This is a genomic window from Streptomyces tendae (genome assembly GCF_008632955.1).
Classification (GTDB): domain Bacteria; phylum Actinomycetota; class Actinomycetes; order Streptomycetales; family Streptomycetaceae; genus Streptomyces.
Map to the genome: position 1 here is coordinate 4,372,532 of NZ_CP043959.1, position 19,469 is coordinate 4,392,000.

Genomic DNA, 19,469 nt, shown 5'->3' on the forward strand with positions numbered 1-19,469 from the left:
CCTCCTTTCTACGGCAGGGTCCACTTCTGGTTGGGGCCGGTGTGGCAGGTCCACAGGTGGACCGGTGTGCGGTCGTTCCACGTACCGCCCGAGGCGTCCAGGCACTTGCCCGACCGAGGATTACGGACCGTGCCGTCCGACTGCGCCGACCACACCTGCGCAGCAGTCCCGTTGCACGTCCACAACTGCACCCTCGTCCCGTCCGCACTCCCCCCGCCGGACACGTCCAGACACTTCCCCAACGCCCGCAACGTCCCGTCAGCCGGCACCGTCCACCGCTGCGCCGCCGACCCGTTGCAGGCGTAGATCTGCACCTGCGTCCCGTCCGCCGTCCCCGCGTTGTCCACGTCCAGACACTTGGCGTTCACGCCCCTCACCTCACCGGCACGGGTGTTGCCCGCCGTGGTGTCGAAGGAGAACTCGTCGATGTCGAACAGGGCTCCGGCGCCGCCCTTGAACACGAGGTGAAGGGTGGTGGAGGCGGCGGGCTGGCCGCTCAGGCCGGTCGTGACGTCCTGGAAGACGTCCCAGCCTCCGGTGACCGGCACGGTGACCGTGCCGAGGAGGGTGCCGGTCGGGGAACCGGCGCGCACCTCGACCGTGCCGCCGCTGCCCGCCGAGGAGACGCGTGCGGTGAAGCGGGAGACGTTGTCGAGGCTGTAGGGGGTGAAGGAGATCCAGTCGCCGTTGTGGATCTCGCCGACGGTCTTCCCGCCGTGCGCCGCCGGCTTGTCGATGATCTGTACGCCGGCGGAGTCGCCGTGGTGCTCGGCCTGCCGGTGGCTGGGCTGGGTGACGTGCTGGTCATGGGTGGTCAGCGAGGGCTGACCGTTCGCGCCCTTGTCGGTGTACTCGGCGTCGATGACGCCGAAGATGTTGGCGTTGGGGTCGTGTTCGCCGTCGGCCAGGGTCTGCAGTGTGCCGGTGCAGCCGGTGGTGGAGGTCTGCGGATGGCCGTGGCTGTCGTGGCCGATGACGAAGGTGACCTTGACCCGGGTGCAGTCGACGGTGCCGTCCTCCGGGTCGGTGACGGTCACCTTGAAGGGAATGGCGGCGCCGAAGTCGTAGATCCGGCCGTCGGCGGGGGTGTCGATGCGCACGGTCGGCGCGGTGTTGCCGACGGTGATCGGCACGGACGCCGTGGCGGACTTGCCGGACGGGTCGGTGACCTTCAGTGTCGCGGTGTACTGGCCGTTGGCCGTGTAGGTGTGGGACGGGTGGGCGGCGGTGGAGGTGGCGCCGTCGCCGAAGGTCCAGGAGTAGGTGAGCGGGTCGCCGTCGGGGTCGGAGGTGCCGGCCGAGGAGAAGGTGACGGCGAGGGGTGCGGCGCCAGAGGTGGTGTTCGCGGCGGCCTGGGCGACCGGGGCGCGTCCGCCGGTGACGTGCTCGATGCGGTAGAGAGCGGAGTTCTGGTCGCCGTTGAAGTAGCCGGTGCCGTAGTCGAGGACGTAGAGGGCACCGTCCGGACCGAAGGCCATGTCCATCACCTGGGTGCCGCTCCAGGGGAAGGGGTTGATCGACTGCACGGTGCCGTCACCGGCGGTCTCGACGCGTTTGATCCAGCGGCGTCCGAACTCGCCGGCGAAGAAGTCGCCGTCGTACTCCTCGGGGAACTTCACGTCGGAGGTGGAGGCGGCGTCGTAACGGTAGACGGGTCCGCCCATGGGGGATTCCGAGCCGGTGCCGAACTCCGGGACGGAGCCGCCGTCGTAGGGGATCCAGGCAGGCTGGGCCGGGGGCAGGTCGGTCAGTCCGGTGTTGCGTGGCGAGGTGTTCTTCGGCGCGGCGCAGTCGAAGCGCGCGCCGGAGGAGCCGGAGGCGAAGTCGTGGTCGACGTAGGCGTCGTTCCTGCCGGTGCAGTAGGGCCAGCCGTAGTTGCCCGCCTTGGTGATCCGGTTGAACTCGACCTGTCCGGCGGGACCCCGGGAGGGACTGGCGGTCCCGGCGTCCGGTCCGTAGTCGCCGACGTAGACCGTTCCGGTGGCCTTGTCGACGCTCATGCGGAACGGGTTGCGGAAGCCCATCGCGTAGATCTCGGGGCGGGTACGGGCGGTGCCGGGTGCGAAGAGATTGCCGGACGGGATGCCGTACGTGCCGTCGGCGTTGACCTTGATGCGCAGGATCTTGCCGCGCAGGTCGTTGGTGTTGCCGGACGAACGCTGGGCGTCGTAGGCGGGGTTGCGGGAGGCGCGCTCGTCGATGGGGGTGTAGCCGTCGGAGGCGAAGGGGTTGGTGTCGTCACCGGTCGACAGGTAGAGGTTGCCGGCCGCGTCGAAGTCGATGTCACCGCCGACGTGGCAGCACAGGCCGCGGGAGGCGGGCACGTCGAGGATCGCCTTCTCGCTTCCCGTGTCCAGAGTGCCGTCGGGCCGCAGCACGAAGCGGGACAACCGGTTGACGCCGTCGAAGGGGGTGAAGTCGGAGGGCGATCCGTCGCTCGGGGCGTCCCCGTTCGGGGTGTTCAGCTTCGGGGCGTAGTACAGGTAGACGAACCGGTTGGTGGCGAAGCCGGGGTCGACCGCGACGCCCTGCAGGCCCTCCTCGTCATGGCTGTAGACGTCGAGCCTGCCGGCCACGGTGGTGGTGCCGGCCGCGTCGGTGCGGCGCAGGGCGCCGTCGCGTGAGGTGTGCAGCACCGAGCGGTCGGGGAGCACGGCCAGGGTCATGGGCTCGCCGGTCTCGGCCACGCCTTTGGCCAGGGTGACCTGCTGGAAGTCCCCGGCCGCGGCGGCGCGGGCCGCGACGGCGGACACGGCCGGGGCGGTGCCCGGTCCGGCGGGGGCGGTGGTGGCCGCGGCGGGCCCGATCGGCAGGGCCAGGGCCGTGGCACAGGCCAGGGCGGTCAGCAGCGTGCGGACACGTCTGTGTCCGAGCGGATTCGTGCGCACGGAGTTCTCCAGGCAGGTGGGGGGTGGAGCGGCAGGCCCCGGGCAGGGGTCTGCCGTGAAGGAGCACAGGCGCGCGCCGTCGCGCCGCGGAGCGCCGGCCGGGTCGACCCGCGGGCCTCATGTCCGGCCGGTTTCAAGGAAGTTAGCGGGCCGGACGCGAACGCGTAACCCCTTTCGCACACCGTCCCGCTTCTTCTTCCTCCGATGGGACAAAGTGCCGGAGCCACGGATGCGCCGGGCACCCCGCCGTGTGCGGGCCGGTGTCGCGTTGCGGGGGTCAGGGGGGTGCCGGAGACTGGCCGGGGGCGGTGGCCGTCCCGGAGAGGGCCGGATGCATGGGCGACTACGCGGACCTGCCTGGGGTCAGGACGTGGTACGAGACCGAGGGGTCCGGTGACCCGCTGGTCCTGCTGCACGGCGGTTTCTGCACCAACGACACCTGGGGCGCCCAGCGCACCGACCTCGCCGCGGCCCACCGTCTGTACCTCCCCGAGCGACGGGCGCACGGGCACACCCCCGACGTCGAGGGACCGCTGACCTACTCCGACATGGCGCACGACACGGTGGCGTTCCTGGAGGCCGTGGTGGGCGGCCCGGCGCACCTGGTGGGATGGAGCGACGGCGGCGTCGTCGCCCTGCTCGTCGCCCTGGCGCGGCCCGACCTGGTGCGCCGGACGGTGGTGATCGGCGCCAACTTCCGTCCGGCGCCCGAGTCCTTCGTCGTGCCGGAGATGCTCGACGCGATGACGCCCGACGGCGTCGAACTCGCCTTCTTCCGCGAGCTGTACGAGGCCGTCAGCCCGGACGGACCCGCCCACTGGCCGGCCGTGGCGACACGGGTGATCGACATGTGGCGGACCCAGCCGGCGCTCGAACCCCAGGACCTGGCCGGGGTCCGCTCCGCCACGCTCGTGGTCTCGGGCGACGACGACCTGGTGACGCTGGAACACACCGCGGCCCTGTACCGTGCGCTGCCCGACGCCCGGCTCGCGGTCGTCCCCGGTGCGTCGCACCTGGTGCCGCTGGAGAAGCCCGACGAGGTCAACCGGTTGATCCTCGAACACCTCGCCGGTGGCGAGGTCGAGACGATGATGCCGGTGCTGCGCGCACCGTCCCGTGAGCCGTTCGGCGGGGACACGGTCACCTGACGCCTGCCGAACCGCTCTTGGATGCCCCCGGTATGGATTCGGCGTAGTGTCCGGATATGGGTGATGTTCGGGCGGAGGTGGCCGAGGGGCAGATCCCGCCCCCGCCGGGACGGGCGGGTGGCTGATGGACACCGCGATGGCCGACGTGGTGCGGGAGACCCGGGCCTCCGGTGCGCTGCTCTACGCCCTCACCTCCGACCGCAAGGCCCTGCGGCTGATCCTGGTGTCGGGCGCCCCGCACGAGGTCGTCGCCCCGTGGAGCAGGGTGGCGGTGAGCGACCCGATGCCGGTGGCCGACGCCGTCCGCGAAGAGCGCCTGGTGTGGGTGAACGGGCAGGTGGCGATGGCCCGCCGGTACCCCCGGCCGGCGGTGGTGCTCCCCTACGACTTCGCCCTGGCGGCCGCGCCGGTGCCGTCGGACACCGGGGTGCGGGGCGGGCTGGTGCTGCTGTGGCCCAGCGGGCATGCGCCGCAGCTCAGCGCCGCCGAGGAGGAGGCCGTACGGGCGGGCTGCCGCCGGCTCGGTGACGGGCTGCGCCAGGCCGCCGAGCGGGGCGAGGAGCTCCTGCCCGCCGGACGGCCGCGCATCCTGCCGTCGGAGCCGGGGCGTGCCCCGACACCCGCGGAGGCGTCGGCCGGCACGGCACTCCTCGACCGGCTCCCCGGCGGGTACGTGGCCATGGACCTGAACGGCCGCATCACCCTCGTCACCCCGGCCGCCGCCGACCTCGTCGGTGCCGACCCGGACCGTCTGATGGGTTCCCTCCCCTGGGAGGCCCTGCCCTGGATGGACGTCCCCCATGTCGAGGACAGGTACCGCGCGGCCCTGATCAGCCGGCGGCCGCAGGCCTTCCGGGTGCTGCGCCCGCCCGGCACCTGGCTGTCCTTCGAGCTGTATCCGGACCGCTCCGGCATCAGCGTCCGTATCGACCGCGCCGACGAGGACGAGGACACCCGCGCGATCGCGGCGACCGCGCAGGGTCCCGGTCGCGCGACCGTGCTCTACCACCTGATGCACCTGGCGACCACGCTGACCGAGGCCGTCGGGGTGCAGGACGTGGTCGACCAGACCGCCGACCAGCTGCTGCCCGCCCTCGGGGCCCAGGGCATGGTGCTGATGACCGCGCAGGACGGCCGGCTCAGGATCCTGGGCCAGCGCGGGTACAGGAGCGAGCTGATGGAACGCTTCGACGGCGTGCCGCTGAGCCGGGAGATCCCCGGAGCGGCGGTGCTGGCCACCGGGGAGCCGGGCTTCTTCCCCTCCTTCGCGCACATGGTGCGCTCCTACCCGGCCATGACGCACGAGGACGGGATGGCCGCGTGGGCGGTCCTGCCGCTCATCGCGTCCGGCCGGCCCATCGGTTCCCTCCTGATCTCCTACGACCGGCCGCACGTCTTCCCGCCGAGCGAACGCGCGATCCTCACCTCCCTGGCCGGGCTCGTCGGACAGGCACTGGACCGGGCGCGCCTCTACGACAGCAAGGACCACCTCGCCCACCGGCTGCAGTCCGCCCTGCTGCCCCACAGCCTGCCCCGCATCCCCGGTCTGCGGGTCGCCGCCCGCTACCTGCCGGCCGCCCGCGGTCTGGGCATCGGCGGCGACTTCTACGACCTGATCCGCCTGGACGAGCGCACGGCGGCGGCCACCATCGGGGACGTCCAGGGGCACAACGTGGACGCCGCCGCCCTCATGGGGCAGGTCCGCACCGCCGTCCACGCCCACGCCACCGTCGGAGCGCCCCCGGACCACGTCCTGACCGGCACCAACCGCCTGCTCACCGACCTGGACCCCGGTCTGTTCAGCAGCTGCCTGTACGCGCACCTCGACCTCGGCCGGGGACGGGCGTGCCTGGCCACCGCGGGGCATCCGCCGCCTCTGATGCGCCACTGCGACGGGCGCACCGAGCTGCTGGACATCCCGCCCGGCCTGCTCCTCGGGATCGACCCCACGGCCCGTTACCCCTCGCTGGAATGCGCCCTGCCGCCCGGCTGTGTGCTCGTGCTCTACACCGACGGGCTGGTCGAGGCGCCGGGTGTGGACCTCGACGACGCGACCGCCGCCCTGGCCGGCCTGGTGGAGCAGGGCGATCCGCGCGACCTGGACGCCATGGCCGACACGCTCGTCCAGCACGCCCCCTCCCCCGGCGACGACATCGCGCTGCTGCTGCTCAGCCCCGATCCGGAGGCGCGCTGACGGTCCCCGGTCACCCGAGGGCGTTGACGACCGCGCCGAACAGGCGCGGAAGGCGCGCGGCCACCGGCACGATGTGCGGGCCGAGAGCGGGCTGCTGGCGCGCCCTGACCAGCAGGTCCGTCAGGATCCGGTAGCGGCGGGTCGCCCGGCTCCAGTCGGCGTCGTAGCGGCCGGGCGTGCCCCGGCACAGGTTGGCGACCAGGGCGCGGGCCCCGGTGAGGGCCAGGCAGACGCCCTCACCGGTGAGCGCGTCGACGTACCCGGCGGCGTCACCGACGAACAGGATCCGGCCGTGGACGCGGGTGCGGGAGCGCTGGCGCAGCGGTCCGGCGCCGCGCACCGGAGTGACGGCCGCGTGCGGCGGGAGGCGGGCGGCCAGGCCGGGGAAGTCCACCAACTGGGTGTCGTACGGAGCCCGCCTGGTGGTCAGCAGGGCCACGCCGACCAGCTCGGGGCCGAGCGGGGTGACGTAGGCCTCGGCGTCCGGTCCCCAGTGCACCTCGACGTGTGCCGACCAGGGCGGCACGGCGTAGTGGCGGCGCAGCCCGTAGCGGGGCGCCGTCCGGGTTTCGCGGCCCAGGCCGAGGGCGCGGCGCACGGGTGAGTGCAGTCCGTCGGCGGCGACCAGCCAGCGGGCGCGCAGTCCCGCGCCGGGCACCGTCACCCCGGTCGCGTCCTGCCGTACGCCGTCCACGCGCAGCGGGAGGACCGGCACGCCCGCGTCCAGCACCGCCCGGTGCAGTGTCCGGTGCAGGTCGGTGCGGCGGACGCCGAGGCCCTGTTCGTGCCGGAACTCCGCCTGGACCCTGCGGTGCCCCTGGACGTAGCGGATGCCGGTGAGGGGGTGGCCGGGGACGTGCAGGCCGAGGGCGGTCAGGGCGCGGACCGCGCCGGGCATCAGGCCTTCGCCGCACGCCTTGTCGACGGGCGCGGGGCGCGGTTCCGCGACGACGGTGTCGAGCCCGGCGCGGGCGGCGTGGAGGGCGGTGGCGAGGCCCGCGGGACCGCCCCCGACGACAAGGAGGTCGGGGTGGGTCACGCGGGCACCGCCCGGGTGAGGGCGGCGTTCTCGCAGCGGATGCGCACCGTGAGCAGCGCCGCGTTGGCCAGGGTGAACAGGGTCGCCGTGATCCACGCCGAGTGCACCAGGGGCAGGGCGACGCCCTCGACGACGACGGCGACGTAGTTGGGGTGGCGGAGGAACCGGTAGGGACCGCGGCCTACCAGGCGGGCGCCGGGGACGACGATGACGCGGGTGTTCCAGTAGGGGCCCAGGGAGGTGATGCACCACCAGCGCAGGGCCTGGGCGAGGAGGGCGAGCGCCAGCGCGGGCCAGCCCAGGGCGGGCAGGAACGGGCGGTCCGCGAGCAGCGGTTCGAGCAGGCAGCCCGCCAGCAGGCCGGTGTGCAGGACGACCATGACGGGATAGTGGCCGCGACCGTGCTCGACCCCCGCCCGGGCACGGGTCCAGGCCGCGTTGCGGCGGGCCACGACGAGTTCGGCGAGGCGTTCGACGGCCACGGCCAGGACGAGAAGCGTGTACCAGGGCACGGCGGACACCTCACCAGCGCAGCAGGACGAGTTCGGAACAGAAACCGGGGCCCATCGCCATGAGCAGCCCCCAGCTGCCCGGTTCGGGGCGCCGGGTCTCGGTGACGCCCTGGAGGATGTGCAGGACCGAGGCGGAGGACATGTTGCCCACCGCGGCGAGCGAGTGCCGCGCCGGATCGAGGGCGTCGTCGGGCAGGTGGAGCGCGTCGGTCACGGCGTCCAGCACCTTGGGGCCTCCCGGGTGGCACACCCAGGTGCCGATGTCCCCGGTGTCCAGGCCGTGTTCCGCGAGGAAGCCGCGCACCTGGCCGCCCAGGTCGCGGCGGACCAGGGCGGGGACGGCGGGGTCGATCACGACGCGGAAGCCGCCGGCGCCGACGTCCCAGCCCAGGAGGTGCTCGGTGCCCGGGTACAGGTGGCTGCGGGTGGCGATCACCGCGGGCCCGGCCGGCGCCGGCCCCGCACCGTTGTCGCCGCCGTCGGGGCGGACGCCGCCGGCGACGAGTGCTGCCGCGCCGTCGCCGAACAGGGCGCCGGCGACCAGGTTGGCGCGGGAGGCGTCGCCCTTCTGGAGCGTCAGCGAGCACAGTTCCACGCAGAGCAGGACGGCGGTGCCGCCGGGGTGGCCGCGCAGGTAGTCGTGGACCCGGGCGAGACCGGCGGCGCCGGCGACGCAGCCCAGGCCGAACACCGGCAGCCGCTTCACGTCGGGCCGCAGGCCGACCCGCCCGGCGAGCCGGGCGTCGAGCGAGGGGGCGGCCACACCGGTGATGGACGCGCACACCAGCAGGTCGACGTCGGCCGGGGCGAGGCCCGCGCGTGCCAGCGCGCCGGTGAGCGCCCGCTCGGCCAGCCCGAGGCCGGCGGTCAGCCACGCCTCGTTGCTCTCGCGGAAGTCCCGGAGCCCGGCGTACCGCTCGATGGGCAGGGCGAGGTGACGGGTGCGTACACCGGCGGACGCGTGCAGCCGGCGGAGCACGGCACGGTCGGCCGCCGGGACCATGCACAGGTCACCGATGGGCTCGGTGAGGTCTTCCTGGCGGTACCGGTGGGGCGGCAGCGCGGTGTGCGCGGCCGCGATCGTCGTGACCGCCGGGACACCCGGGTGAGGTGTCGCGGCGGGCTGCGGGGAGGACGGTGGGTCGGCGATGAGAGGGACACGCATGTCGGTAATGACTTCCTCACCGACGGCGCCCGGCTACCTTGCATCCGTGTCCCACCACCCGTCTGGGGTTCTCCCGCGTACGACGCCGCGCCGTGTCCCGGCGCTGCTGCGCGCCTGTCATCCCGAGCCGGCGCTGGCCGTCACGCTGTTCGTGACCGCGTTGGGGGTGACGGCGGGCCGGGGGGTCGCGGGTTCGGCGGCGGTGGCCGCGGCGGTGCTGGCCGGTCAGCTGTCGGTGGGGTGGAGCAACGACGCGGTGGACGCGCGGCGCGACACGGCGTGCGGACGCCGGGACAAACCCGTGGCGGCGGGCCGGCTGCCGGCCCGGACGGTGGCCGTGGCGGCCTGGACGGCCCTGGGGCTGTGTGTGCCGTTGTCGCTGCTCAGCGGGGTGGCCGCGGGGCTGGCGCATCTGACGGGTGTGGCAGCGGGCTGGTGCTACAACCTGCGGCTCAAGCATTCGGTGCTGTCGCCGCTGCCCTACGCCGTGGGCTTCGCGTCCCTGCCGGTGTTCGTCACCCTCGGACTGCCGTCGCCCGCCTGGCCCGCCTGGTGGGCCGTGGCGGCAGGGGCGCTGCTGGGGGTGGGGGCACACCTGGCGAACGTCCTGCCGGACATCGAGGACGATCTGGCGACGGGGGTGCGGGGGCTGCCGCAGCGGCTGGGCCGAACGGCCTGCCGGTGGCTGGCGCCGCTGGTGATGCTCTCGGCCGTCTGGGTGGTCGTCGCGGGGCCGCCCGGGGCGGCGTGCCGCGGGGGGCTGCTCCTGGCCGTCGTGGCCGGGGCCGTGGCCGTGGCGGGTACGGCTCTGGCGGCGGGACGGCACAGCCGGTGGCCGTTCCGGGCGGCGATGGTGGTGGCCGGCATGGCGGTGTCCCGCCTGCTGCTGCACGGTACGGACCTGGCCTGACCCCGGGCCACCACGCCCCACGGCTCACTCCCCCGGCCCCGGGGTCCAGGTCCGCGCCCGGCGCTTCACGCCCCCACGCGGCGGGCCACCCGCCCATGGCCCGCGCTTCACGCCCCCTCCGGCACGGGCGTGGCGAGCTCCTCAGGCGGGCTCCGGTGCGCGGCATGCTCAGGACGGCGCGTTCGGCGACGCCCTGCGTCGCGGGGATGCCGGCGGCCGCCTCGTCCCCGAGGCGGGGCAACGCGGGCGCCACGGTCACGCCCCGGCGTGACGGCCCGCTGGCCGTCACACGCGGCGGGCGCGCGTCCGGGAGGGCGGGAACTCGAACCGGGGCGCGGGTACCCGCGAAACGCCGGTACGGCACCCGCACGGCGCCGGCGGGTGTAGGACGCCCCGGCCGGATCACCCGGGTCGTGTTCAGGACGCCGTAGGCGGCGGAGGGAGTTCCTCGTGCAGCGCACACCGCCCGTGGGCACCGTGGAGGTGCAGTTCATCGGCAACGCCACCCTGCTGATCCGGTACGGCGGCCTCACTCTGCTGACCGACCCGAACTTCCTGCACCGCGGGCAGCGGGCGCACCTCGGCTACGGGCTCGTGTCGCGCCGGCTGACCGAACCGGCCGTCGACGTCGCCGACCTGCCGCACGCGGACCTGGACGCGGTGGTGCTGTCCCACCTGCACGGCGACCACTTCGACCGGGTGGCCCGGCGCCACCTGGACCGGGGGCTGCCCTTCGTGACCACCCCGCACGCCTCCCGTGTCCTGCAGGGGCTGTTCGGCTTCCACCGCGCCGTGGGCCTGCGCACCTGGCAGAGCCACACCCTGCTGCGCGGTGACTCGCTGGTCCGCGTCACCGCGCTGCCCGGACGCCACGCGCCGGGTCCGGCCCGCCGGCTGCTGCCGCCGGTGATGGGGAGCCTGCTGGAGTTCGGCGACCGCTCGGGGGAGATCCGCCTGATCCTGTACGTCTCCGGCGACACCCTGATGTTCGACGGCCTGCGGGAGATCGCCCGCCGCCACCCCGACATCCATCTGGCGGTGCTGCACCTGGGCGGAACCACCCTGCCCGGCGGCATGGTCGTCACGATGGACGCCGAGCAGGGCGCCGACCTGCTGGACATGATCCGTCCGCACCGGGCGCTCCCCGTCCACTACGACGACTACGGCGTCTTCCGCTCGCCGCTGTCCGACTTCCTCGCCGAGGCCGGCCGGCGCGGGCACGGCCGGCGGATCCTGCGCTGCGCCCCGGGCGAGCGGGTGACGGTCGGCGGGGACACCCGCCGCTGAGCCGGACGTCACCCGAACGGCCCGGACACGCCTCCGGACGGGCGCACGGCGGGGGATGCGGGACCGCCACGGGCGGGGGCCGCCGGGCGGGCGAAGTGGCGGGCCCCGTCGCGCGCACCGGATGATGGGCGCGGAGAGCGGAACGGGTGCCGTGCGGCGCCCCGGTCCGCCCCCGGTGCGGGGCGGGACGGTCCGATCGCGCCGGCGGTGACTTGGCGGCGTGTGCCCGAGCAGGCGAAGGAGGGGCACCGTGAGGCGGTTCCTCGGCGTGCTCCGGAACGTCTACAGGTGGCTGGGTGCCCACACCCTGATGGCGCGGGGCCGCGAGCTGGAGCTGATGCACCGGGCCACCGGCTTCGCCACCATGGCGCTGGTGACCCTGGCGCCGCTGCTGATCGTGGTCGCCGCCGCGGACCCGCTGGCGAAGGGCGGCTTCGCGGCGTGGCTCGCGGACGGCATGGGCGTCACCGGGGAGTCCGCCCGGGTGCTCACGGAGATCATCAGCCCTCCGCGCAAGGTGGTCGGCACCACGAGCGTCTGGGGCGGACTGGCCCTCGCCGTGTTCGGTGTCGCCCTGGGCGGCAGCGTCCAGAACGGCTACGAACGGGTGTGGCAGCTGCCTCCGGGCCCCTGGCACCGGGTGTGGCGCCAGGCGCTGTGGCTGGCCGCGCTGACCGCGTACCTCTACCAGGAGGTGCAGACGCGTACGACGCTGTACGGGCCCGAGCGGATCGCACTGACGACGTCGACCGGCGTGCTGTTCTTCTGGTGGGGCCAGCGCTTCCTGCTCGGCGGCCAGGTCAGATGGCGGGACCTGCTGCCGGGCGCCGTCGCCACCATGGTGGGGCTGGTCGGCCTGCGCATCTTCTCGTACTACGTCTTCACACCGCTGATCGTGGAGAACGCGATCAGCTACGGCACGGTCGGCGTGGTCCTCGTGGTGGAGTCCTGGCTGATCGGCGTGGGGTTCGTCGTGTACGGCGGCGCCCTGTTCGGGCACTGGCTGCTCAGCCACCACGGCCACTGGCACCCGGGGCGTCTGCACCGGCACCGGATGCGGGATTCCGGCCGGGAGCAGGCCGACACCGAGTGACCCCGCGCCGACGGGTGATCATGTTCCGCGCGGGGAGGGTCACGCGGGCCGGTGGGCCAGGGCCGCCGCGCGCGCCAGGACGTCGGCCCGGAAGAGCGAGGGTCCGGCCCCCGGCCGTTCCGCGGGGGTCTCGGTGGTGAGCCGGTGCAGGATGCGCAGGAGCGAGGGGCCGTCGGCGGCGGCCTCGGAGAGGCCGAGTTCCGCCATCCGGCGCACACCGTCGGCGCCGTGACCGGGCAGCGGGCGGTGGCCGACCACCGGCAGTCCCGCCGCGAGGGCCTGTACGGCGGTCTGGCCGGCGGCGTTGTCCACGAGCGCGCGGACGGCGTGCAGCAGGCCGGGCATGTCGTCGACCCAGTCCAGCGCGAGCGCGCCCGGGACGCGGGCCGTGCGGGACCTGAGGGCCTGGTTGCGGCCGCACAGCACGACGGGCAGATAGCCGGCCCCGGTCAGCAGCCGGGCGGTCTCGCCGAGGCCCGCCGCGGCGCCCCAGGCGCCTGCGGACAGCAGCACGGGCGGCCGGCCCGGGGCGTACCGCTCGAAGCGGTCCCGCCAGTCGGCGGCCCCGGGGGCCGGGGCGAAGAACTCGGGCGCCACCACCGGACCCGTCGTCTCGACGTGCGCCGGGACGGAGCGGCGGACGTCGTCCGCGGCCTGGTCGGTGAGGCAGAAGTAGGCGTCGTTGCCCGGGTGGAGCCACTGCCGGTGGACGGCGAAGTCGAGGACGAAGACACCGCTCGGGACGCGCAGCCGCCCCTGCGTCCTGAGGTGGCCGGTCAGCTGGGCGGCCAGGTGGAAGACGGGGACGACGACGTCCGCGCCGGTGTCCGCCACGAGCCGGACCAGCCCCTCGCCCGCAAACCGGGCGAGCGGGACGCCACTGGGGCGGGCACCGTCGCCGGGGCGCAGGAACGCCCGGTAGAGGCCGTCGTACACCCAGGGCGCGTGCCGCACCGACGTCCGGTAGAAGGTCCGCAGCCCGGAGCCCATCCCGTACGGCAGGAGCCGCATCAGGTCGACGGTCTCCGCCTCGTGGCCCTGCTCGCGGGCGCGGCGGGCGAGTTCCCGGGCCACCGTGTCGTGGCCGGCGCCCATGCTGGCGCTGATCAGCAGCACCCGGCGGGCGTCACCCGCCCGTGCGGCGCCTCGGTGCGGGACCGGGAAGGACGAAAGCACGTCTGGTGAGTCACCCTTTCCCGCGCCGCCGAAACGCCCGGCCCAGGTGCCGGTGAAACGCCCGGCGCGCGTTTCGGCGGTCCCTGACCTGGATACTCCGGGGCTCACGCCCTCCCGGACGACGGGAGTGGTCACAGTCGGCCGCTTCCGGTGTCCGCCCAGCAGCCGAGGTCAGCCCATGCCCCACGCACCCTCCCACGCCGGTACGGCCGGCGCCTCCGACACCCGGACACCGGCCGCCCTCCCCGACGACGCGCGGGCCCGGCCCGGCACGCCGGCTCGACGCCCCGGGACGGCGCTGGTGACCGGCGCCTCCTCCGGCATCGGCGCCGCCGTGGCGCGCCGGCTGTCCGCCGAGGGATGGCGCCTGGTGCTCAACGGCCGGGACGCCCGTCGCCTGGGCGAGGTCGCGGCGGGGGCCTCCGCGGCCGTCTTTCCCGAGGACCTCACCCGGCCGGCCGCCGAGCGGCGGCTGACCGGTTTCGCGCTGGAGCGGGTGGGCCGGCTGGATCTGCTGGTCGCGTGCGCCGGGGTCGGCTGGGCCGGTGACTTCACCGCCATGACCCGCCGTTCCTTCGACGAGGTGATCGACGTCAATCTGGTGACCACGCTGCGCCTGGTCCGGCAGGTGCTCCCCCACATGGTGGAGGCGGGTTCCGGCCGGATGGTGCTCGTCGGTTCCCTGGCGGGCTCCGTCGGGGTGCGGGGGGAGGCCGTCTACTCGGCGTCCAAGGCGGCGGTCGCCGCGTTCGCCGACGCCCTGCGGTACGAACTGCGCGGCACCGGCGTGGGGGTGAGCCTGGTCGTGCCGGGGGTGGTCGACACGCCTTTCTTCGAACACAGGGGCACGCCGTATCCGCGGAACCGGCCCCGGCCGGTGCCGCCCGAACGGGTCGCGGACGCCGTGTGGCGCGCCGTCTCCCGCGGCCGGGACGAGATCTACGTCCCCGGGTGGCTGCGCCTGCCGGCCAGGGTGCGCGGCGCGGCGCCCGGCCTGTACCGGCGGCTGGCCGCCACGTTCGGCTGAGGGCACCCCGGCGTGCTCACGGTCGTCCTGGCTCTCCTCGCGGCGCTGGCCAACGCCGCGGCCTCCGTGCTGCAGCGGCGGGCCGCGGCGGACGAGCCGGAGGGGGGTGCGGGGCTGCGGCAGGCCGTGCGCTGGCTGGTCCACGTGCTGCGGCGGCCGCACTGGGTGGTGGGCGCGGGGATGCTCGCCCTGTCCACGGTGCTGCAGGCGGCGGCTCTCGGCGTGGGCAGTCTGGCGCTGGTGCAGCCGCTGATGGCCGCCGAGCTGCTGTTCACCCTGGCGGTCGGGAGTCTGGTCTTCCACCGTCGCCCCGACCTGAGAACCTGGCTGGCGTTCGTCGCGCTGGCGTCGGGCCTGTCCCTCTTCCTGACCGCTGCGGCGCCCACGGCCGGCCGGTCCACGTCCGTACCGGGGCACTGGTGGCCCGTCGGGGCGGCCCTGCTGGCCGCGGTGGTGCTGCTGGTGGTGGTGTCCCGGAGCGTGCGGGGCGCGCCGCGCGCCGCTCTGCTGGGGCTGGCGTCAGCGGTGTCGTTCTCCGCGACCGCCGCGCTGCTCAAGGACGTCACCGGTCTGATCCCGGACGGGCCGGGCGCCGTCCTGACGGCGTGGCCGCTGTACGCCACCGCCGTGGTGGGGGTGATCGCGTTCCTGCTGTTGCAGGCCGCGTTCCGGGCGGGGACGCTGGCGGCGTCCCAGCCGGCCCTGACGCTCGGGGACGCGCTGACCAGCGTGGCCCTGGGCTGGGCCCTGTTCGGGGAGCAGATCTCGCTCGGCGCGCGGGTGGCGCCGGAGGTGATCGGCATCGCGCTCATGGGCGCGGGCAGCGTCGGCCTGGCGCGCGCTCCCTCGGTCGGCGGCGGCTGGGACGGGGCCCGGGTACGGGACGGCCCGGACTCCGAGGCGCGAACGGCGTCCCACCCACCGTGAGCGGCGCGGAAGCCGCCGCACGACCAGGAGGCACTGCGATGTCCGGTCCTCTCCCCCCGTCCGCCGGGCGGCGGGCCGCGGCCGTGGGGCTTCCCCTGGCCGCCGTCGCCGCGGCGCACATCGGTCCGGCGGTCACCTGGCTGCCCGCCGTACGCCGGCGCCTGTTCCCCGGCCTGGACGGGACCGGTCACCCCCGCCACATCGCCCTGACCTTCGACGACGGGCCCGACCCCGTGTCCACGCCCCGCTTCCTCGACGCGCTGGACGCCCTCGGGGCGCGGGCGACCTTCTTCGTGCTGGGCGACGCGGTCGTACGCCATCCGGCGGTGGTCCGGGAGACGGTGCGCCGGGGGCACGAGGTGGCCGTGCACGGCTGGAGCCACGACCGTCCTTGGCTGCCCACCCCGGCCGGTGACGTCCTGGCGCTGCGCCGGGCGGTGGACGCCGTGCAGGACGTCACGGGGAGCGGTCCGCTGTGGTACCGGCCGCCGTACGGGATCCTGACCTCCGGCCGCTGGGCCGCCGCCCGTGCGGCGGGGCTGCGGCCGGTCCTGTGGAGCGCCTGGGGGCGGGACTGGACGGCGCGGGCCACTCCCGCCTCGGTGCGCCGGACGGTGGAGGCCGATGTCCGTGGCGGCGGCACCGTCCTGCTGCACGACACGGACCGGACGGCGGCGCCGGGCTGCTGGCGGGCCGCGCTGGGCGCGCTGCCCGAGCTGGTGGCCGGCTGGCGCGCAGCCGGTCTGAGCGTGGGGACGCTGTCCGAGCACGGCACGGCGGCGGTGCGCGCCACGGTTCCCGGGGCGGCGAGCGCCACGGCCGGCGCGCGGAGCTCCCCGGTACCCGGCCGGACCGGGTGTCGATGACGGGAGCGGACGGCCTCCGCCGCACGGGCCGCCCCGGCGTGCGGCGCGGCCCGTGTGCCCGTCCGGCGGTCCGGCAACGCCCAGGCCGGGTCAGCTCTCCTTGACCTCCGTGGCGACGGGGGTGCCGAGCTCGACCGTGCGGCTGACCGTGCAGAGACGGTCGTGGGACGTCTTCACGGCGCGCGGGAGGATCGCGCGGGCGCGGTCCGCGCCCTCCTCGTCGGGGAAGGCGACGCTGAAGGTGACCCGCAGGTTCGTCATGCGGTTGCCCTGCTCGTCGCTGATCTTGTCGCCGGTCACCGCGACGGAGAACTCGGTTGGCTCGGCATGCCGACTGGTGGCGACGTCGACGTCGGCCGCCGAGCAGCCGCCGATGGCGGCGAGCAGCAGTTCGACCGGGGTGAACTCGGTGCCCCCGTCGGTGCTGAACGTGATCGTCCCGCCTCGCGGGTTGGTGGCGACGTAGTGGCCGCCGCTCGTCCGCTCGACGACGACGGAACGCTGGGTATCTTGGCTCATGCGTCGACAGTAGTGCGCCGGGCGACGGGGCCGCCGACCGCTCAGACGGTCACCGGTCCCGTCTCGGGGAGCCGGGCCCCCAGCAGGGCCAGGCAGTTCTGCCACAGCGCCTCGAGCGGGGCGGTGTTGTTGTAGAGCTTCGCGAACAGCACCTGCCCCTCCAGCTGCGCCACCACGGAGCGGGCGGCGGCACGGGAGTCGGCCACCGCGGCGTCGCCACGCCGGTGGCTGAACCGGCCCCGGACCTCCGCCCGGGCCCGCCGGCCCGGCCGCACCGGCCCGCGCGGGTGTCCGCCCCGATGGCGGAGGGACACGCGCGGCCCGGGCGGGAACACACCTCAAGCACCGGCCACGACGCGCCCGGCGCACACCCCAAGGAGCACGGCCATGACCCACCCCATGCACGACGTCCTCGACCGCTGGAAGACCGCCTTCGACTCCCACCGGCCGGACACGATGGCGGAGCTGTTCACCCCGGACGCCCTGTTCCAGGGGTTCGGCCCCGAGGTGGTCGCCGGCCGCGACGCGGTACGGGCGTACTACGAGGCGGTGGCCGAGGACCGGCGTGCCGACGTCACGGTCCTGCACACCTACACGATCGGTGAGCAGGTCGCCGGCGGCTTCGCGGACGTCACCTTCAGCGCGCCGTCGGGATGGGAGGCGAAGGTCCACATGTCGCTGGTCCTTCGGCGTGACGACGGCTGGAGGATCCGCCAGTACCACGTCTCCCGGATCGCCGCCGGCGACTGAGACGGCATCGGGGACCCCCATCGCACGGGCGCCCGGACTCCGGGGCCCTCACCACAGGATCGGAGAACGACATGCGGGAATTTCTCGTGGAGCTCACCACCACCGTCCCCGGAGGACACGGACCCGGCCGAGGTGGACCGGGTCCGTGCGCGGGAGGCGGTACGCGCCCGTGAGCTCACGGCCACCGGGAATCTGGCGCGGCTGTGGCGGCCCGTCGGGGAGAAGCGCAGCATCGGCCTGTGGCGTGCCGCGGACGAGGCGGCGCTGCACGAGGAGGTGCTCGGCACGCTGCCCCTGTGGCCGTGGATGACCGCGGTCGTCACGGAGCTGGAGCCGCATCCCAACGACCCCGGCGGTGCCGGCACGTCCGCCTGACCCCTGCCGGCCGCCCTGTGCCCCTGCGGGGCGGCGCGGCTCAGATGCTGAACCCCTCCTTCGCCAGCAGGGGCCGGACACGGGAGCGGAACCCGCCCGTGCGGAACGGCCGTTGCAGCAGGCCGGGCCGCAACCGCTGGGCCAGGGAGGCGGCGACCATGCCCTGGTCGAGGGCGAGGACGTAGTCGCTCACCCGGCCGGTCGCGGTGTCCACCGAGTCACGGAAGCCGTAGCGGTCGTCGTACGCGCCGAAGTCCCGGTCCAGGGCGGTGAGGTTGGCGACGGCCGCGGCGGGCTCGTAGGGCAGGGCGAGGAAGGAGGCGTGCGGGGTGACCACGCCCTTCGAGTTGTAGCCCTCCTCCTGCATGCCGAGGGCGTCGACGCCGTACTCGCTGTACCCGCCCGCGGGGATGTTGGCGGGCGAGAAACCCCAGTAGCCGTAGCCGGCCTCCTTCAGGCCGTGGTCGATCTGGCCGCGGACGTAGCGCCGGTGCGAGGTGCCCCAGGAATGCGGGGACCAGTCGGGTTCCGGGACGAACAGGGGCACCATCAGCGCCTCGAACATGGACCCGCCCCAGGTGGGGACGAGCTTCCGGCCGCGGTGGGTGTAGTGGCCCTGCCACACGCGGACGCCGTCGATCGTGACCCAGGCGCCCCCGGGTTCCTGTTCCTGGCCCATGCCGGGCAGGAGGGTGCGGAAGACGTGCCAGTAGTGCTCCGGCGGCAGGGAGCCGTCGGCGATGCCCAGATAACTCGCCATGCGCGGCTCGGTGTTGAGGGCGCCGTAGTGGTGGCCGGTCGGTTCGCCCCTGCCCGGCTTGTCGGGCCAGTAGCCGCCGCGGAGCTGGCCGGGGCCGGCGACCGGGTCGGCGGGGTCGTAGGGCGTGTAGAAGTAGGACCAGTCCGCGTCCTCCAGCAGGCGGGCGACGCGGGGGCGGAGTGACGGATCGGCGTCGGCGGCGATCATCAGGCCGGTGACCAGCCAGGCGTTGTCGACGCTGGAGAGGAAGGGCCGCACCGGGTCGCCGGTCTCCGGCCAGGTCGTCAGCGTGGAACCGTCGTGCGCGTCGTACCAGTTGAGCCAGAAGCCGTGGGCGCGCTCCAGCCCTTCGACGGCGGTGAGGGTGCGGGACAGGCGGCGGTGCAGGGTGTCGGCGTCGACGACGCCGAGTCCGGCGGCGGCGACGGTGGTCCACAGGCCGCAGCCGATGTTGGTGGGCGAGGTCTGCGCGGACGGGACGGGAGTGCCCGTGCCGCTGACGTCGATCTTGTCGGCGGTCAGGCCGAGGTCGGTGGTCATCGCCTCCAGGGAGCGGTGGGTCGCCTCGAACCAGGCGCGGAACGGGGCGCGCCCGGCGCCGGCGCCGCCGGTTGCCGCGGCGGGTGCGGCGAGGGCGGTCGCGGAGGCCGCGGCGGTGAGGGTGGCGGTGGTGAGGAACGTACGACGGTTCATGCGGCTCCAGCCTCCAGTGAAGGGCGGGTGCGACGGGCGGTGGGGCGCCGGCCTGCGGGGCGTCGTGCGGTGCGGGGTGCGCGTCAGGGGGTGTGCGGGAGCCGGTGGGTGTCAGGGGCCCACCGGCTCCCGGACCGGGG

General features: G+C 74.8%; 16 protein-coding genes and 2 pseudogenes. 10 read left to right on the forward strand and 8 right to left on the reverse strand.

Going from position 1 to position 19,469, the window contains the following annotated elements; all coding sequences use genetic code 11:
- Positions 1–8: 8 nt before the first annotated feature.
- Entirely contained in the window at positions 9–2,888 is a 2,880-nt protein-coding gene (locus F3L20_RS20090) for a lectin (RefSeq protein ID WP_150155542.1), read from the reverse strand.
- Positions 2,889–3,223: 335 nt separating this feature from the next.
- Here F3L20_RS20090 and F3L20_RS20095 point away from each other — a divergent pair, with 335 nt between their 5' ends.
- Positions 3,224–4,036 (forward strand): alpha/beta fold hydrolase, encoded by an 813-nt coding sequence (locus F3L20_RS20095; protein ID WP_150155543.1) that lies wholly within the window; start codon positions 3,224–3,226, stop codon positions 4,034–4,036.
- Positions 4,037–4,160: 124 nt separating this feature from the next.
- Positions 4,161–6,230 (forward strand): SpoIIE family protein phosphatase, encoded by a 2,070-nt coding sequence (locus tag F3L20_RS20100; protein WP_150155544.1) that lies wholly within the window; start codon positions 4,161–4,163, stop codon positions 6,228–6,230.
- A 10-nt stretch (positions 6,231–6,240) separates the two neighbouring features.
- On the opposite strand, the gene F3L20_RS20105 is transcribed toward F3L20_RS20100, so the two are convergent.
- The 3 genes from F3L20_RS20105 to F3L20_RS20115 are packed head-to-tail and all read right to left on the reverse strand — an operon-like array spanning position 6,241 to position 8,946.
- The gene (locus F3L20_RS20105; protein WP_150155545.1) at positions 6,241–7,269 is read right to left on the reverse strand and encodes an NAD(P)/FAD-dependent oxidoreductase; all 1,029 of its coding nucleotides are present in this window, start codon (positions 7,267–7,269) and stop codon (positions 6,241–6,243) included.
- Complete coding sequence (locus F3L20_RS20110) at positions 7,266–7,781, reverse strand: isoprenylcysteine carboxyl methyltransferase family protein (protein ID WP_150155546.1); 516 nt, start codon at positions 7,779–7,781, stop codon at positions 7,266–7,268. The genes F3L20_RS20105 and F3L20_RS20110 overlap by 4 nt, the downstream gene beginning before the upstream one ends.
- Positions 7,782–7,791: 10 nt before the next feature.
- Entirely contained in the window at positions 7,792–8,946 is a 1,155-nt protein-coding gene (locus tag F3L20_RS20115) for a type III polyketide synthase (RefSeq protein WP_150155547.1), read from the reverse strand.
- Positions 8,947–8,953: 7 nt separating this feature from the next.
- Between F3L20_RS20115 and F3L20_RS20120 the strand changes: the two genes are divergently transcribed.
- The 3 genes from F3L20_RS20120 to F3L20_RS20130 all read left to right on the forward strand — a co-directional run bounded on the left by F3L20_RS20120 (position 8,954) and on the right by F3L20_RS20130 (position 12,236).
- Positions 8,954–9,856, forward strand: a complete 903-nt coding sequence (locus F3L20_RS20120; RefSeq protein WP_150157429.1) for a UbiA family prenyltransferase — start codon at positions 8,954–8,956, stop codon at positions 9,854–9,856.
- A gap of 450 nt (positions 9,857–10,306) precedes the next feature.
- Positions 10,307–11,143 carry an MBL fold metallo-hydrolase gene (locus F3L20_RS20125; RefSeq protein ID WP_145828266.1) on the forward strand — a complete coding sequence of 279 codons (837 nt, stop codon included), beginning with the start codon at positions 10,307–10,309 and terminating at the stop codon, positions 11,141–11,143.
- Positions 11,144–11,453: 310 nt separating this feature from the next.
- Positions 11,454–12,236 carry a ribonuclease BN gene (locus F3L20_RS20130; protein ID WP_240810954.1) on the forward strand — a complete coding sequence of 261 codons (783 nt, stop codon included), beginning with the start codon at positions 11,454–11,456 and terminating at the stop codon, positions 12,234–12,236.
- A 39-nt stretch (positions 12,237–12,275) separates the two neighbouring features.
- Here the strand turns inward: F3L20_RS20130 and F3L20_RS20135 are convergent, their stop codons facing one another.
- The gene (locus F3L20_RS20135; RefSeq protein ID WP_382681304.1) at positions 12,276–13,412 is read right to left on the reverse strand and encodes an MGDG synthase family glycosyltransferase; all 1,137 of its coding nucleotides are present in this window, start codon (positions 13,410–13,412) and stop codon (positions 12,276–12,278) included.
- A gap of 178 nt (positions 13,413–13,590) precedes the next feature.
- Here F3L20_RS20135 and F3L20_RS20140 point away from each other — a divergent pair, with 178 nt between their 5' ends.
- The 3 genes from F3L20_RS20140 to F3L20_RS20150 are packed head-to-tail and all read left to right on the forward strand — an operon-like array spanning position 13,591 to position 16,232.
- The gene (locus F3L20_RS20140; protein ID WP_150155548.1) at positions 13,591–14,439 is read left to right on the forward strand and encodes an SDR family NAD(P)-dependent oxidoreductase; all 849 of its coding nucleotides are present in this window, start codon (positions 13,591–13,593) and stop codon (positions 14,437–14,439) included.
- 12 nt (positions 14,440–14,451) lie between these two features.
- Entirely contained in the window at positions 14,452–15,366 is a 915-nt protein-coding gene (locus F3L20_RS20145) for a DMT family transporter (protein WP_150155549.1), read from the forward strand.
- Between the two features lie 38 nt (positions 15,367–15,404).
- Positions 15,405–16,232, forward strand: coding sequence for a polysaccharide deacetylase family protein (locus F3L20_RS20150; protein WP_150155550.1), 828 nt, complete (start codon positions 15,405–15,407; stop codon positions 16,230–16,232).
- A gap of 90 nt (positions 16,233–16,322) precedes the next feature.
- On the opposite strand, the gene F3L20_RS20155 is transcribed toward F3L20_RS20150, so the two are convergent.
- Both F3L20_RS20155 and F3L20_RS20160 read right to left on the reverse strand, forming a co-directional pair.
- Positions 16,323–16,751: an OsmC family protein gene (locus F3L20_RS20155; protein ID WP_150155551.1), complete on the reverse strand. Its 429-nt coding sequence runs from the start codon at positions 16,749–16,751 to the stop codon at positions 16,323–16,325.
- A gap of 41 nt (positions 16,752–16,792) precedes the next feature.
- Positions 16,793–16,972 (reverse strand): annotated as a pseudogene (locus tag F3L20_RS20160) (TetR/AcrR family transcriptional regulator); the annotation flags it as partial.
- A 166-nt stretch (positions 16,973–17,138) separates the two neighbouring features.
- Between F3L20_RS20160 and F3L20_RS20165 the strand changes: the two are divergent.
- Positions 17,139–17,501: an SgcJ/EcaC family oxidoreductase gene (locus F3L20_RS20165; RefSeq protein ID WP_150155552.1), complete on the forward strand. Its 363-nt coding sequence runs from the start codon at positions 17,139–17,141 to the stop codon at positions 17,499–17,501.
- Positions 17,502–17,572: 71 nt separating this feature from the next.
- A pseudogene (locus tag F3L20_RS20170) lies at positions 17,573–17,876 on the forward strand (muconolactone Delta-isomerase family protein).
- A gap of 40 nt (positions 17,877–17,916) precedes the next feature.
- On the opposite strand, the gene F3L20_RS20175 reads toward F3L20_RS20170, so the two are convergent.
- On the reverse strand, positions 17,917–19,329 hold the full coding sequence (locus tag F3L20_RS20175; RefSeq protein WP_150155553.1) for a glucoamylase family protein: 1,413 nt from the start codon (positions 19,327–19,329) through the stop codon (positions 17,917–17,919).
- Positions 19,330–19,469: the final 140 nt, after the last annotated feature.

Coding starts and splice junctions, on each gene's coding strand:
- F3L20_RS20095 (WP_150155543.1), top strand. CDS start 3,224: ATGGGCGACTACGCGGACCTGCCTGGGGTCAGGACGTGGTACGAGACC.
- F3L20_RS20100 (WP_150155544.1), top strand. CDS start 4,161: ATGGACACCGCGATGGCCGACGTGGTGCGGGAGACCCGGGCCTCCGGT.
- F3L20_RS20115 (WP_150155547.1), bottom strand. CDS start 8,946: ATGCGTGTCCCTCTCATCGCCGACCCACCGTCCTCCCCGCAGCCCGCC.
- F3L20_RS20120 (WP_150157429.1), top strand. CDS start 8,954: ATGACTTCCTCACCGACGGCGCCCGGCTACCTTGCATCCGTGTCCCAC.
- F3L20_RS20130 (WP_240810954.1), top strand. CDS start 11,454: ATGGCGCGGGGCCGCGAGCTGGAGCTGATGCACCGGGCCACCGGCTTC.
- F3L20_RS20140 (WP_150155548.1), top strand. CDS start 13,591: ATGCCCCACGCACCCTCCCACGCCGGTACGGCCGGCGCCTCCGACACC.
- F3L20_RS20150 (WP_150155550.1), top strand. CDS start 15,405: ATGTCCGGTCCTCTCCCCCCGTCCGCCGGGCGGCGGGCCGCGGCCGTG.
- F3L20_RS20155 (WP_150155551.1), bottom strand. CDS start 16,751: ATGAGCCAAGATACCCAGCGTTCCGTCGTCGTCGAGCGGACGAGCGGC.
- F3L20_RS20165 (WP_150155552.1), top strand. CDS start 17,139: ATGACCCACCCCATGCACGACGTCCTCGACCGCTGGAAGACCGCCTTC.
- F3L20_RS20175 (WP_150155553.1), bottom strand. CDS start 19,329: ATGAACCGTCGTACGTTCCTCACCACCGCCACCCTCACCGCCGCGGCC.